Origin of the sequence: Mesorhizobium sp. M4B.F.Ca.ET.017.02.2.1 (assembly GCF_003998955.1) — a bacterium.
GTDB classification, from domain to species: domain Bacteria; phylum Pseudomonadota; class Alphaproteobacteria; order Rhizobiales; family Rhizobiaceae; genus Mesorhizobium; species Mesorhizobium abyssinicae.
Map to the genome: position 1 here is coordinate 1 of NZ_RZOF01000140.1, position 14,174 is coordinate 14,174.

16 protein-coding genes are annotated in these 14,174 nt (G+C 60.9%); 13 read left to right on the forward strand and 3 right to left on the reverse strand.

The genetic code is table 11. The annotated features are described in order from the left end of the window. From EN738_RS17820 to EN738_RS17865, 10 genes are all read left to right on the forward strand, one after another. Positions 1-431 (forward strand): Crp/Fnr family transcriptional regulator (locus EN738_RS17820; RefSeq protein WP_145966870.1); only part of this gene is annotated, 431 nt, incomplete at its 5' end. A gap of 231 nt (positions 432-662) precedes the next feature. Continuing rightward, entirely contained in the window at positions 663-2,273 is a 1,611-nt protein-coding gene (gene ccoN / locus EN738_RS17825; RefSeq protein WP_127284831.1) for a cytochrome-c oxidase, cbb3-type subunit I, read from the forward strand. An 11-nt stretch (positions 2,274-2,284) separates the two neighbouring features. Further along, positions 2,285-3,016 carry a cytochrome-c oxidase, cbb3-type subunit II gene (gene ccoO, locus EN738_RS17830; RefSeq protein ID WP_127284832.1) on the forward strand — a complete coding sequence of 244 codons (732 nt, stop codon included), beginning with the start codon at positions 2,285-2,287 and terminating at the stop codon, positions 3,014-3,016. A gap of 11 nt (positions 3,017-3,027) precedes the next feature. After that, a complete protein-coding gene (locus EN738_RS17835; RefSeq protein ID WP_127284833.1) occupies positions 3,028-3,177 on the forward strand; it encodes a cbb3-type cytochrome c oxidase subunit 3 in 150 nt (49 codons plus the stop codon). Positions 3,178-3,179: 2 nt separating this feature from the next. Next, positions 3,180-4,043: a cytochrome-c oxidase, cbb3-type subunit III gene (gene ccoP / locus EN738_RS17840; RefSeq protein WP_127284834.1), complete on the forward strand. Its 864-nt coding sequence runs from the start codon at positions 3,180-3,182 to the stop codon at positions 4,041-4,043. Positions 4,044-4,222: 179 nt separating this feature from the next. After that, positions 4,223-5,782: a cytochrome c oxidase accessory protein CcoG gene (gene ccoG / locus EN738_RS17845; RefSeq protein WP_127284843.1), complete on the forward strand. Its 1,560-nt coding sequence runs from the start codon at positions 4,223-4,225 to the stop codon at positions 5,780-5,782. Continuing rightward, a complete protein-coding gene (locus EN738_RS17850; protein WP_127284835.1) occupies positions 5,779-6,276 on the forward strand; it encodes a FixH family protein in 498 nt (165 codons plus the stop codon). Before ccoG ends, EN738_RS17850 begins: the two co-directional genes overlap by 4 nt. Further along, positions 6,273-8,564 carry a cation-translocating P-type ATPase gene (locus EN738_RS17855; RefSeq protein ID WP_127284836.1) on the forward strand — a complete coding sequence of 764 codons (2,292 nt, stop codon included), beginning with the start codon at positions 6,273-6,275 and terminating at the stop codon, positions 8,562-8,564. Before EN738_RS17850 ends, EN738_RS17855 begins: the two co-directional genes overlap by 4 nt. Further along, positions 8,561-8,734: a cbb3-type cytochrome oxidase assembly protein CcoS gene (ccoS, locus tag EN738_RS17860; protein WP_127284837.1), complete on the forward strand. Its 174-nt coding sequence runs from the start codon at positions 8,561-8,563 to the stop codon at positions 8,732-8,734. Before EN738_RS17855 ends, ccoS begins: the two co-directional genes overlap by 4 nt. Before the next feature lie 65 nt (positions 8,735-8,799). Then, positions 8,800-9,498, forward strand: a complete 699-nt coding sequence (locus EN738_RS17865; RefSeq protein ID WP_127284844.1) for a CBS domain-containing protein — start codon at positions 8,800-8,802, stop codon at positions 9,496-9,498. A gap of 240 nt (positions 9,499-9,738) precedes the next feature. Here EN738_RS17865 and EN738_RS17875 read toward each other — a convergent pair whose 3' ends face one another. Both EN738_RS17875 and EN738_RS17880 read right to left on the reverse strand, forming a co-directional pair. Beyond that, positions 9,739-10,008, reverse strand: a complete 270-nt coding sequence (locus tag EN738_RS17875; RefSeq protein ID WP_127284839.1) for a DUF6455 family protein — start codon at positions 10,006-10,008, stop codon at positions 9,739-9,741. A gap of 100 nt (positions 10,009-10,108) precedes the next feature. Continuing rightward, the gene (locus EN738_RS17880) at positions 10,109-10,921 is read right to left on the reverse strand and encodes a universal stress protein (RefSeq protein WP_127284840.1); all 813 of its coding nucleotides are present in this window, start codon (positions 10,919-10,921) and stop codon (positions 10,109-10,111) included. 187 nt (positions 10,922-11,108) lie between these two features. Here EN738_RS17880 and EN738_RS17885 point away from each other — a divergent pair, with 187 nt between their 5' ends. Continuing rightward, the gene (locus EN738_RS17885; protein ID WP_127284841.1) at positions 11,109-12,662 is read left to right on the forward strand and encodes a PAS domain S-box protein; all 1,554 of its coding nucleotides are present in this window, start codon (positions 11,109-11,111) and stop codon (positions 12,660-12,662) included. After that, positions 12,652-13,266, forward strand: coding sequence for a response regulator FixJ (gene fixJ / locus EN738_RS17890; protein ID WP_127284842.1), 615 nt, complete (start codon positions 12,652-12,654; stop codon positions 13,264-13,266). The genes EN738_RS17885 and fixJ overlap by 11 nt, the downstream gene beginning before the upstream one ends. Here the strand turns inward: fixJ and EN738_RS17895 are convergent. After that, positions 13,263-13,526, reverse strand: a complete 264-nt coding sequence (locus tag EN738_RS17895; RefSeq protein WP_245478071.1) for a hypothetical protein — start codon at positions 13,524-13,526, stop codon at positions 13,263-13,265. The genes fixJ and EN738_RS17895 overlap by 4 nt on opposite strands. Before the next feature lie 265 nt (positions 13,527-13,791). Here EN738_RS17895 and EN738_RS17900 point away from each other — a divergent pair. Continuing rightward, positions 13,792-14,174: LuxR C-terminal-related transcriptional regulator (locus EN738_RS17900; protein WP_245494568.1), on the forward strand; the 383-nt coding region annotated here is incomplete at its 3' end.

Below are 14,174 nucleotides of genomic sequence, written 5' to 3' on the forward strand. Positions count from 1 at the left end.
AGGCACAATGGCCCATCACGGCGCGAGCCCTCACGAAGGTGACGCTATGCTCGTTTCCAAAGACGATCATCGAGCGCATGATGGAGGAAACGCCAGCGCTTAGGCGTGTGCTGCTAAAGCACGCGCTGAAGCAGCTTGACGAAGCACGCTATTGGATGGCGGCGTTGGGGCGCAAGACTGCTTCGGAAAAGGTCGCAAGCTTCCTTCTGAAGACTGCCAGGAACATAGGTCCTGGCAACCACTCGGCGAACTCGATGAGCTTCGACTTGCCAGTCAAACGCGCGGATATAGCTGACTTTCTTGGACTGACGATCGGGACTGCCAGTCGCGAATTGTCCAAGCTGCGAACAGATGGCGTGATTAGGATTGCAAATAGGCGGCATATCAGCCTGGAAAGCGTTGCTCGGCTTGAGGAACGCTGCGGCGATTGAACTGCCAATCGTCCCTTCTCCGGGAAAGTAATAGTATCCGCTTCGGCCACCCTATCTGAATCCAACAGTTCGCCTGCAGGCTGCCCCATTGCATCGTTCTGCAGAACTGTCGCTCCCCAAACAAAAAAGAAGCCGCCCTTTGACCTGGATCAAGGCCAGAAAAGGGAAAATCCCGAATTCGTGCCGATGGCGGTCACGATCCGCCGGAAATTCGAGATCGGGGACTTCGCGATGAGATTTGGCACGGAGATCGTCCTTCTAAGCCTGTTTGCCTTTGCGGCCCTCGTCGCGGCAGGCTTCGGCGCGGATGAGCCTTTCCGCCAGCACATGTGGGTGTTGTTCTTCGCCGTGGCCGGCTTCACTGCGATCCTGTTGCGCAAGACGGAGTTCAAGCCGGCGGCCCCGATTGACCCAGAGGCTTACATGGATGGCCCGGTCCGCTACGGCGCCATCGCCACCATGTTCTGGGGTGTTGTCGGCATGCTGGTCGGCGTGGTCATTGCGCTGCAGCTTGCCTATCCGGATCTCAATATCCAGCCCTGGTTCAATTTCGGCCGTCTGCGGCCGCTGCACACATCCGGCGTTGTCTTTGCTTTCGGCGGTAACGCGCTGCTTTGCACGTCCTTGTATGTCGTGCAGCGTACGTGCCGCGCACGGCTCTTCGGCGGCGATCTCGCCTGGTTCGTGTTCTGGGGCTATCAGCTTTTCATTGTCATGGCCGCCACCGGCTACCTCCTCGGCATCACCGAAAGCCGCGAATACGCTGAGCCCGAATGGTACGTGGACATCTGGCTGACCATCGTCTGGGTCGCCTATCTCCTCCTGTTCCTCGGCACGATCATGAAGCGCAAGGAACCGCATATTTACGTCGCCAACTGGTTCTACCTATCCTTCATCGTGACCATCGCAATGCTGCACGTGGTCAACAACCTGTCGATGCCGGCCTCCTTCCTGGGTTCGAAGAGTTACTCGGCCTTCTCGGGCGTGCAGGATGCCTTGACGCAGTGGTGGTACGGCCACAACGCCGTCGGCTTCTTCCTGACCGCCGGCTTCCTTGGCATGATGTACTATTTCGTGCCCAAGCAGGCCAACCGGCCGGTCTATTCCTACCGGCTCTCGATCATCCACTTCTGGGCGATCATCTTCCTCTACATCTGGGCCGGGCCGCATCATCTGCACTACACCGCCCTCCCCGACTGGGCACAGACGCTCGGCATGGTGTTTTCGATCATGCTCTGGATGCCTTCATGGGGCGGCATGATCAACGGCCTGATGACGCTCTCCGGTGCCTGGGACAAGATCCGTACAGACCCGATCATCCGCATGATGGTGATGGCTATCGCCTTCTACGGCATGTCGACCTTCGAGGGTCCGATGATGTCGATCAAGACCGTCAACTCGCTGTCGCACTATACGGACTGGACCATCGGGCACGTCCATTCGGGTGCGCTCGGCTGGGTGGGCATGATCTCGTTCGGCGCGATCTATTACATGGTGCCGAAGCTATGGAACCGGCAACGGCTCTATTCGCTGCGGCTGGTCACCTGGCACTTCTGGCTGGCGACCCTCGGGATCGTCGTCTACGCCGCGGTCATGTGGGTCTCCGGCATCATGCAAGGCCTGATGTGGCGTGAGTACGACGAGCAGGGCTTCCTGGTCTACTCCTTCGCCGAAACCGTCGCCGCCATGCATCCATACTATGTGATGCGCGCGGCGGGCGGCGCGCTGTATCTCTCCGGCGCGCTGCTCATGGCCTGGAATATCACCATGACCATCCTCGGCTATCAGCGCGAGGAGCAACCATTGCCGGGTTCCGAACCCGCCCTCCAGCTTGCCGAATAAGGAGCCAGACAATGGGCTTGATGGACAAACACGCGATCATCGAGAAGAACGCCACGCTTCTTCTCGTCGGCTCGCTGCTTGTGGTGACTGTCGGCGGCATCGTCGAGATCGCGCCGCTCTTCTATCTCGACAACACGATCGAGAAAGTCGAAGGCATGCGGCCCTATTCGCCACTCGAACTTGCAGGCCGCAACATCTATGTGCGCGAGGGCTGCTATCTCTGCCACAGCCAGATGATCAGGCCGTTCCGCGACGAGGTCGAGCGTTACGGCCACTACAGCCTGGCCGCCGAGTCGATGTACGATCATCCGTTTCAGTGGGGCTCGAAACGTACTGGCCCTGACCTTGCCCGGGTCGGCGACCGATACTCGAACGATTGGAACGTCCAGCACCTTATGGACCCACGTTCGGTGGTGCCGGAATCAATCATGCCGAGCTATGCCTTCCTGAAGGACGCGCCGATCGAAATAAAGGACTTCTCGACGCATCTGATCGCGAACAGGCGTGTGGGAGTCCCCTATTCCGATGACATGATCGCCAACGCCAACGCCGATCTGATCGCGCAGGCAGACCCGAACGCCGATACGTCTGGCCTCGAGAAACGCTATCCGAAGGCCAAGATCGGCGACTTTGATGGCAATCCGCAGCAGGTCACCGAAATGGATGCCCTGGTCGCTTACCTCCAGATGCTCGGCACCCTGGTCGATTTCAAAAACTATGACGAAGCCGCCGGTTACCGCTGAGGAGAGCGAACATGGATTACACTCTGATGCGGGAATTCGCAGACAGCTGGGGCCTGCTCGCCATGGCGGTCTTCTTTGTCGGATGCATTGCTTTCGCACTCCGGCCGGGTGGCCGCGCCCAGGCCGATGAAGCCGCCCGTATTCCCCTCAAGGACGATTGATCATGAGCTCAGAGCATATCGACGACGTCTCGGGTATTTCGACGACCGGCCATGAGTGGGATGGCATCAAGGAACTCAACAATCCTCTTCCCCGCTGGTGGGTGATAACTTTCTACGTCACCATCATCTGGGCAGTGGGTTACACCATCGCCTATCCGGCATGGCCGATGCTATCTTCAGCGACGAAGGGCGTGCTCGGCTATTCCAGCCGCAACGATGTCAGGAACGAGCTGGCGGCCGCAGAAGCCGCCAAAGGCAAATATGTCGCTGCCATCCAGGAAAAGACCGTCTCCCAGATTGCTGCTGACGACGCGCTGCGTGAATTCGCGGTCGCGGCCGGCGGAGCCACGTTCAAGGTCAATTGCGTCCAGTGCCATGGCTCGGGTGCGCAAGGATCCAAAGGCTTTCCCAACCTCAATGACGACGACTGGCTATGGGGCGGCATGGCCACCCAGGTTGAGCAGACGATCATGTACGGCATCCGCTTCGCCTCGGATCCGGATACGCGGCAATCGGAAATGCCTGCGTTTGGTGCCATCATCACGGGCGACCAGATCAAGCAGGTCAGCGCCTATGTCGCCGGCCTTTCCGGTCCGGTCCAGAACAAAGGCCTGATCGAGCCCGGCGCCAAGGTGTTCGCGGAAAATTGCGTCGCCTGCCATGGCGCTAATGCGAAGGGCAACAGGGAGTTCGGGGCACCTGACCTGACCGATGCGATCTGGCTCTACGGATCGGGCGAGACGGCCATCGCGGCCCAGGTCCGCGGGCCGAAACATGGCGTCATGCCAGCCTGGATCGGACGTCTCGGCGAGACCAAGGTCAAGGAACTTGCGGTCTACGTCCATTCGCTTGGCGGCGGAAAATAGGAAGGCGGGGGCCTGTTCTCTTCCCTCAGCCGCCAAAGCGACGAGGCCCGGCCGCGCCGGGCCTCGGTTCATTTCCGACATTCCAAGATTGACCTGCATCAACGCGGCTCGGCCGGCCGAGCGGCATTGTTTGGCTCAGCGCGGGCACGACAATCGCCAGCGCGCGAGTGGAGACAACCGTGCTGGATCAGATACAGGTAGAACGACTGGAAGCCCAGGCGGTCAATTCCGCCAAGACCCGGCAGCCGCTCTATGCTGCCCGGAAGAAGATTTTCCCGAAACGGGCCTCGGGCAGTTTTCGCCGCTTCAAATGGCTGGTGATGGCGATTACGCTGGGCATCTACTATCTGACGCCATGGCTGAGATGGGATCGCGGGCCGTTCGCCCCAGACCAGGCCGTGCTCCTCGATCTCGCCAACCGCCGCTTCTATTTCTTCTTCATCGAGATATGGCCCCAGGAATTCTACTATGTCGCCGGCCTTCTGATGATGGCCGGCATCGGCCTTTTCCTGATCACATCCACGGTCGGCCGGGCCTGGTGCGGCTACACTTGTCCGCAGACTGTCTGGGTCGACCTGTTTCTCGTCGTCGAGCGTGCGGTCGAGGGCGATCGAAACGCACGCATGAAACTCGATGCCGGCCCATGGACCGCGCGCAAACTTGTGTTGCGTGCGTCGAAACACGCGATCTGGCTAGTCATAGCGGCAGCCACGGGGGGCGCCTGGATCTTCTACTTTGCTGATGCGCCGACGCTGATTGGCGAAGTCTTCACTGGCGCTGCCGCACCGGTTGCTTACGCAACCATCGCTGTGCTGACGGCGACCACCTACACGTTCGGCGGACTGATGCGTGAGCAGGTCTGCACCTATATGTGCCCGTGGCCGCGTATTCAGGCCGCCATGCTGGACGAGAATTCGCTCACCGTCACCTACAATGACTGGCGCGGCGAGCCCCGCTCGCGCCATGCCAAGAAGGCCATAGCCGCTGGACAGCCAATCGGCGATTGCGTCGACTGCAACGCCTGTGTCGCAGTCTGCCCGATGGGGATCGACATTCGCGACGGCCAGCAGCTTGAATGCATCACCTGCGCGCTTTGCATCGATGCCTGCGACAGCATTATGGACAAGCTCGGCAGGGAGCGCGGATTGATCTCCTATGCGACATTGTCCGATTACAACGCCAACATGGCTGTGGCCACTAGGGGCGGTGAACGCCCGGTGGACCCTTCGCTGGTGCGAACCGCCGGCGGCACATTCTCCGAGAAGTTGGCGCATTTCCACATACGCAAGATCTTCCGTCTGCGCACCTTTATCTATCTTGGCGCCTGGTCGGCAGTCGGAGTCGCACTGGTTTACTCGCTGCTGACCCGCGAGCGGCTGGAGATCAATGTCCTGCACGACCGCAACCCTCAATTCGTCACTCTTTCCGACGGCTCGATCCGCAACGGCTACACCGTCAAGCTGCTCAACATGATCCCTGAGCCAAGGACCATCGTCCTCACCTTGCAAGGTCTGCCGGGCGCCGAGATGAGCACGGTCGGCGTCGATCTTACTCCGGCTCGCTCTTTCGCCACCCTGGTCGAGCCTGACCGGTTGAAGACGCTGAAGGTTTTCGTGCGCCAGCCCCCGGGACAGATTCTTGGGATCACGCAAAGCTTCAAGTTCCGGATCGACGACAGGGCCGGCCACGAGTCCGCAGAATACACAGCCACGTTCAATGCACCGGAGAACGCCAGATGAGTGCCCATTCGCAGAGATCCCGCGAATTCACCGGCCGGCACATGCTTTTCACCATTCTCGGCTTCTTTGGCGTGGTCATTGGGGTCAACGTGACCATGGCGACCCTCGCCAGCAAGAGCTGGACTGGCCTTGTCGTCGAAAACACCTATGTGGCGAGCCAGCAATTCAACCGAAAGGCGGAGGAAGGTCGCGCGCAGGCGGCGCTCGGCTGGACTGGCGAACTGACGATCGTGTCGAGCAACGTGCGCTACAGCTTGAGCGACGCCGCCGGCAAGCCTGTTCCACTGCATGGCGTGAAAGTCCGGTTCCGTCATCCTGCCTATGAAGCAGAGGACAAGACTGTCGTTCTGGCTTCTGGCTCGGGCCAGGAATTCGGCGTCCGTCATACACCGAAGGACGGCGTCTGGATCGTCGAAATCGATGCCGACGCCGGTCTGGCGGAGCCCTATCGCGACGTGCGTAGAATCATGATTTCCCATGGAGCGCTGCAATGAGCTGTTGTGCACCAGGCGCCGAAATGGCGCTGGATCTCGACGGGGCCACATCCGCCCTGCCGTCGAGCCAGGAAATCAGGCTAGCCAGCCGCTCGCTTGGCGATGACCTGCACCAGACCGACCTCTCGGTGCCAACGGTTCATTGCGCTGCCTGCATCCAGACGATCGAGACGGCAATCGGCAAGCTGGGCCATGTCGAAGGCGCTCGCGTCAACTTGTCGACAAAACGTGTTTCGGTCCGCTGGCGTGGCGATGAGGTTCCAGCATTCGTCGCTACGCTTGGACGACTGGGCTATGAAGCGCACCTGTTCGATCCGGAGCCTGACGGGAAGGACAAGACGCTGTCGGAACTGATCCGCGCCGTCGCGGTCGCTGGCTTTGCGGCGGGCAACATCATGCTGCTTTCGGTCTCGGTCTGGTCCGGCGCAGAAGGCGCGACCCGCGACCTATTCCACTGGGTTTCGGCGCTGATCGCCATCCCCGCGCTCGCCTTCGCCGGCGGCATCTATTTCCGCTCGGCCTCGAATGCGCTGCGCCACGGTCGCATGAACATGGATGTCCCGATAGCGGTCGGTGTCTCGCTCGCCTATGCCATGAGCCTCTACGAGACGATCACGCACGGCGAGCACGCCTATTTCGATGCGTCGGTGTCCTTGCTGTTCTTCCTTCTGATCGGCCGTACGCTGGATCACGTGATGCGGGAGCGCGCACGGACCGCGGTGAACAGCCTGGCGCAACTGGCGGCGCGCGGCGCCATGGTGCTGCGGGGTGACGATACACGCGACTACCTGCCCGTCGGCGAGATCGAACCGGGCATGCAACTGCTCATCGCGGCCGGCGAGCGGATTCCGGTCGATGGCAATATCCTCAGCGGAATCTCTGATCTCGACTGCTCGCTGGTATCCGGGGAAAGCGCGCCCCGGACCGTGGGCTCGGGAGCGCAGGTGCAGGCCGGCACGCTCAATCTCACTGGTTCGCTGACCATGCAGGCCACGGCCGCGGCGAAGGATTCCTTCCTGGCCGAAATGGTCCGACTCATGGAGGCCGCAGAGGGTGGCCGCTCGCAGTATCGCAGGATCGCCGACCGGGTCTCTGCCCTCTATGCACCTGTGGTTCATCTCGCGGCCTTGCTGACATTCCTGAGCTGGATGGTCGCGTCCGGCGACTGGCACTTGGCAATGACGATCGCGATCGCCGTTCTCATCATCACTTGCCCTTGCGCGCTCGGCCTCGCCGTACCGATCGTGCAGGTGGTCGCGGCGCGGCGCCTGTTCGAGGCCGGCGTCATGGTCAAGGACGGTTCGGCCATGGAACGGCTGGCCGCGATCGACACGGCGGTGTTCGACAAGACCGGGACGCTCACACTCGGACAGCCGAGGCTGGTCAACGCGTCGTCCATCGACCCGACCATGCTGGCGATCGCAGCCGACATGGCCGCGCATTCGCGCCATCCGTTCTCGAAGGCCATAGCCGTTTTCGCGGGTTTTTCTGGTCAACCCAGGCTCGAGTCTGTCAGCGAACACCCAGGCTACGGCATCGAGGCCGTCACCGAGGGGAATACCTGGCGCCTCGGCCGGCGCGGATGGGCTGGATGGAAGGCTCGAACCGGCGGCGAAGGCAAATCTGGCGGCTTTGGCGGAACGGTGCTCTCGAAGAACGGGGCGATCGTCGCCGCCTTCGCGTTCGAGGATGCTGCGCGCGCCGATGCCAAGGCCGCGCTCGGAGCGTTGCAGGATGGCGGCGTGGCCGTCGAGATGCTGTCCGGCGATACCGCCAATGCCTGCGGCCAAGTCGCCAAGGCGCTGGGTATCGACAGCTTCGTTCCGGCGCTGCTTCCGTCCGGCAAGGTCGAGCGGATCGAGGCGCTGTCGAGGCAGGGCCACAAGGTTCTGATGGTGGGCGATGGGCTCAACGATACCCCGGCGCTTGGTGCGGCACATGTCTCGATGGCCCCCGCGACCGCGGCAGACGTCGGTCGCAATGCCGCCGACTTCGTCTTCCTGCGCGAAAGCCTTTTGGCAGTGCCTCTCGCCCTGGATGTCTCGAGGAAGGCAGGTCGGCTCATTCGCCAGAACATCGCCATCGCGATCGTCTACAACGCGTTTGCGGTGCCGATCGCCATATCGGGGCATGTGACGCCGCTGCTTGCGGCGGTCGCGATGTCCGCCTCGTCGCTGATCGTGATCGGAAACGCCCTGCGGCTGCAAGGTTCCGCGAGAAGTTCATCGGCTGAATTCGCTCGGCAAGATCGGCGCGCGCGCCCCGGCATGCTGGTTCAACTCTCATGACGACGCTCATCTACCTCATCCCGGTAGCGCTGTTCCTCGGTGCGCTTGGACTGACTGGCTTCCTGTGGGCCTTGAGAAGCGGTCAGTACGAGGATCTTGATGGAGCCGCGGCGCGGATACTCATCGACCGCGACGACAAGCAAAATGACATCCGTCGAAGCCGGAAATGATTGAGATCAAGGCATCTGCCGCGCAAGATCTCGACAATGACCGATCGATATCACGGGAGGCAGACATGCAGGCCGACGCCATTATGACCGCACCGGTCATCGGGATAGGACCTACGGCGTCGATCTCCGATGCGGTAGGGTTGATGCTCTCCAGGAAGATCAGCGGCCTTCCGGTCATTGGCAGCGACGGCGCGCTGGTGGGCATTGTCAGCGAAGGAGACTTCCTGCGCCGCGGAGAGCTCGGCACGCAACGCAGGCGCTCGCGTTGGCTGGAGTTTCTCGTGAGCCCCGGAAGAGCCGCCGACGAATATGTTCAAGCCAACGGACGGCGTATCGAGGAGGTAATGACGACGGATGTCGTTACGGTATCCCCCAGCGTATCGCTGCCCGAGATCGTCGAACTCATGATGCGCCATCACGTCAAACGTATTCCCGTCGTCGACGATGGCAACGTTGTCGGCATTGTCACCCGCTCCGATCTTCTGCGGGCATTGCTGAATGCCTTGCCCGGACCGGCCCCTACAGCCACGGACGACGATCAGATCCGTCAGAAGATTATTGCCGAGCTTGCGAAGCAGAAATTGGCCGGCAAGGACATGATCGACGTGACGGTGGACAAAGGGGTAGTGATACTGAGCGGTGCCATCTTCGACGAACGCGAACGGCAGGCAGCCATTGTCGCTGCTGAAAATGTCGGCGGCGTAAGTGCGGTGACGGATAACCTTTTCTGCGCGGGGCCGCTGTCGGTGGTGCTTGTCTCTTAGTTCAGCACGGCAGAAATTCGCATGACCCAAAATTCAAATTAATATCCGCGTTGAACCTAGGTCGCGGCTATTGCCAACAGAGGCCGCAGCAGCGTCAAGGCAAATACAACAAGCGCCGCGCCCGCGATCCTGTCTGCCATTTCTTCGCCTCCGCTCCCGGAAGTCCAACGGCATTCGCAGACCTCTCCGCTACGCGCAAGCGATGGGACGCTACATGCGGTCGGCCGCTGCTGAAAGCAACTATCGCTGGCCGGCCGCATGCTGCAGCCGTGCAATGAGGTCGCGGTTGCGGCAGTAATCTGGTGGGTCGTCGGCTTGCAGGTGTTGGTCAAGCCAGGTCGAACATTCATCCTGGTGACCGCAGGAGCGGCAGCGGTCTACCGCCCGGTTGGTAACGGCGGCATGGTCCGCGATGACCTTCAACTGTCTGTCGACGCCGAGCTTCTGCATCATGCGTCCCATCAAGGCGGTCCTGGCGTCTACTGAAATCAGGTAGTCGAGAAAAGTCATTGGGATCACTCCTGTTCTCAGCCATGATCGTCAATGCTGGGGGCCGCCGCCTTGATCTTGGTCAACAGGCAACTCCGGCACGGATGATTCCGGCCGGCGGTCAATACGACATGAAGCGATGGATGCCGTTGCTCTCGATCAGCGAGCGAGTGACGCCGCCGAAGGCCCATTCCCGCAGGCGGCTGTGGCCGTAGGCGCCGGAGACGATCAGGTCGGCCTGGATCGAGTGCGCGAATGCAAGCAACCGGTGACCGTCAGCCTCATCGGGTATCAGTTCAGTCCGTGCCATGATGCCGTGATGTTCGAGATAGGCGGCGATATCGGCGAGACTGTCGCGGATGCTTTCATGACGGTCGGTATCCATAGTGACGATAACCACCCTGTTGGCGCCGGCGAGGAACGGCAACGCATCGGCAATCGCCCGTCGCGCCTCCCTGGTGTCCTTCCAGGCGACCAACACGGTCTTTGCCATGACATGTTCGGCATTGCTCGCGGCAATGAGGATGGGCCGGCCTGCGCCGAGCGCCAGGCTCCCGATATCGACGGCGCGATAGACATTTTCGCCACCTCCGCCGCCGGTGACTATAAGGTCGGCCGCGCGGGAGGACTCGCTGAGGAACCGTGTGGGACTGCACACCGCCTGCCCCCATTCACTGCTCACCGATGCCGGTACCAACCTCTCGAACTCGGCCCTAAGCTCGGCAAGCCGTTTTTCGATCTCGGTTCGCTGGATCTGCATGACCTCGCCCTCGTAGACCAGACCGTTACCGGTGGCGACGAGGGGCGGAACATCGGCGGCCGCCAGGCCAACAAGGTGCGCTCCGAAGCGCTCGGCCAGTTCGATCCCCAGTTTCACCAGGGGCGCGGGCGGTGCATCTATCGCAAGATTTGCAATGATTGACTTATAGGCCATGCAAGGCACCTTTTTCAGAAATCGTCGGGTGCCTGAACGATTGCACTCGCCGGCGCCCGATGCCTTGATGCGAGTCAAAAGCGCCGCCGTTTTCGTTATGAGATGTTTGCCTCGATAGGTTTTGCGCAAGCGGCCAGGAGTGATAATTAGCCCTTCTTGCAAGAGTGGCCGAATCCAAGGACTTCAGGTGAGCCAAGACGAAGCGCCTATTTTGCCGGTCGGCGGGACGAAGCTGAAATCCGTTCTGTCACAGATGTTCGAGCAGGCTCCCGGCTTCATGGCCCTCGTGCGTGAGCCGGATCATGTCTTCGAACTGACCAACGCCGCCTACCAACGTCTGATCGACAACAGGCAGGTGATTGGCAAGCCGGTGCGCGAGGCGCTTCCCGAGCTCGAAGGTCAAGCGTTTTTCGAACGGCTTGACGAGGTGTACAAGACCGGCGAGCCGCATAGAGGCCAGGGGGAAAAGGTCGTCCTTCGCAACAGGCCCGATGAGCCCGCAGAAGAGCGCATCCTCGATTTCGTCTACCAGCCGATCAAGGATGACAATGGCCGCGTCACTGCGATCTTCGTCGAAGGCACGGACGTTAGCGAGCTGTCCTTTGCGAATGCCGCACTTCGGCTGCGTGAGGACCATCTGCGTTCGATCTTGGCAACGGTGCCGGATGCAATGGTCGTCATCGATGAGCAAGGCCGCATCCAATCCTTCAGCACAGCCGCAGAGACGTTGTTCGGCTATGCATCGAGCGAAGTCATAGGCCAGAATGTCAGCCTGCTGATGCCGGCACCCTATCGCGACGAGCATGACGCCTATCTGCACCGCTATCTGACAACCGGGGAGCGCCGGATCATCGGGCTTGGTCGCACGGTCACCGGAATGCGCAAGGATGGTTCGACCTTTCCCATGGAACTTTCCGTCGGCGAGATGCATCCGGGAACCGGACGCTTCTTCACCGGCTTCTGCCGCGACCTGACCGAACGCCATCGGGCAGAAGCCAGAATACAGGAGCAGCAACAGGAGCTGCTTCACATGGCGCGGTTTACCGCGCTTGGCGAAATGGCCTCCACGCTTGCGCATGAGATCAACCAGCCGTTGACGGCCATTACCAACTATCTGAAGGGCAGTCGCAGGCTGCTTGAGAAAAGCACGGAAGAGAACGCGCCAATGTTGAGGGACGCCGTCGAGAAGGCGGCGGAACAGGCCTTGCGGGCGGGAGATGTCATCCGGCACCTTCGCGATTTCGTTTCAAGAGGTGAAAGCGAACGACAGGTCGAACGGCTGCCGAAGCTGATCGAAGAGGCCGCGTCGCTGGCCCTGGTCGGCGCCAGGGAGGCCGATGTCCGCGTCAGCTATCATCTTGACCCGGCAGCCGAGCTCGTGCTCACCGATCGCATCCAGATCCAGCAGGTTCTGCTCAACCTCATGCGCAATGCCGTCGAGGCCATGCAGGGGGCACCGCGCCGTGAGTTGCGGGTGGCTACGACCGCACGCAGCGACGGAATGGCGGAAGTGAGCGTGGTAGACACCGGCCCGGGCTTGGCGCCCGAGGTTTCGACCCAGCTCTTCCAGCCCTTTGTCACCACCAAGAAACAGGGCATGGGTGTCGGCCTGTCGATTTGTCGCACTATTGTTGAATCGCATGGCGGTCATATCTGGGCCGAGCCAATGCCAGGCGGAGGAACCGCTTTCCGGTTCACCTTGCGCGTCGTGGAGAAGGAAGAGGTCGCCAATGGCCGGTAGTGATGTCGTGCATGTGGTTGACGATGATGTCGATGTTCGCAAGTCGCTTGGCTTCCTGCTCGCGACAGCTGATTTTGCCGTGCGCCTGCATGAGTCCGCGACCGCCTTTCTCGCGACTGCGCCGAAGACTATCGATGGCTGCATCGTCACCGACGTGCGTATGCCCGGCATCGACGGGATAGAGTTCCTGCGGCAGCTGCGGACACGCGGACATACCGTCCCAGTAATCGTGATGACGGGTCATGCGGATGTTGCGCTCGCCGTTCAGGCGATGAAGGAGGGAGCCGCCGACTTCATCGAGAAGCCGTTTGACGATCAGGTGCTCATCGATGCGATTCGATCAGCGCTGGACAACCGCAATCTGGCGGTCGCAACGCACCCGCAAGCCGCCGAGATCCGAAATTGCCTATCGACCCTGTCGGAGCGTGAGCGACAGGTGCTCGACGGACTGGTGTCGGGACTGCCTAATAAGTCGATAGCTTACGACCTCGGCATCAGTCCGCGCACCGTCGAGATCCATCGCGCAAACGTCATGAGCAAAATGGGCGCCGGCAGCCTGTCGCATCTGGTACGCATGGCGTTGATCGCCGATTCCAAGCACTAGGCCGGGGCGGGAAGCGAACCCGCCTGCCTATTTTCTGCTTCCCAGTCACGCCAGTGTGTTGGGCGGATGTCGACGCGCACGCCGGTGACGGCATCCCGCCAGCCTTCCTGCACCTTCCTGCAGGGGAATACGAGCGCGTGCAGGCCGTCCTCGTCGATAACGGCCAGTTCGAGATTTCGACCAAACGGAGCGCTTGCGATCGGATTCCACATCCCGCCACCATTGAGGGAAATGTCGGCCCGCGCTTTGACTTGAATCATTTTTTTCAAAGCATTCGAAGGTCTGCCCCGACGCCCGGCAGGCCGGGCCGCCGATTTGACACGCCTCCTGTCCCGACTAGATCACCATGCTAACCGCGGAGAGAGTGCGCCGGTCGATATAGGCTTGGGCCAGGGCCGCCAGACGGAATCACACAAATGCGGTGTTTTCGGCCGCATTTGTAGTACTTTCTGCCCTCGCTAAATCTGGCTTCTCGCCGACAGCGGTTCGAGGTTGAGGGCGATGCTTAGAGTCGTAGACAATCCCTTGACCGTTCTGTCGAACCGGGAGCGGATGATAGCGACAAAGTTCGCTGAGGGGATGACATATAGTGAAATCGGCGAGATGTTCTTCATAGCGCCGGCCACGGTTCGAACCCATCTGTCGGCGATCTATCGGAAACTCGACGTTCGCAGCAAAGTGGCGCTCGCTGCATTGCTTGCGGATCGCCGCCTCCAAGAACTCGACCAGTTACCATTCGAACGCCGTTCGACAGACCTGTGTGGGCCGCCTGTCGTCGCAGTTCTCCCGTTTGACAACCTAGAAGAACGCTGGACGCGTATCGCGGAAGGGTTGTCGGCGGACATCATCGTTGATCTCGCCCGTTACCCCGACTTGGGCGTGATAGCCCGCCAGACAATGCTCTCATA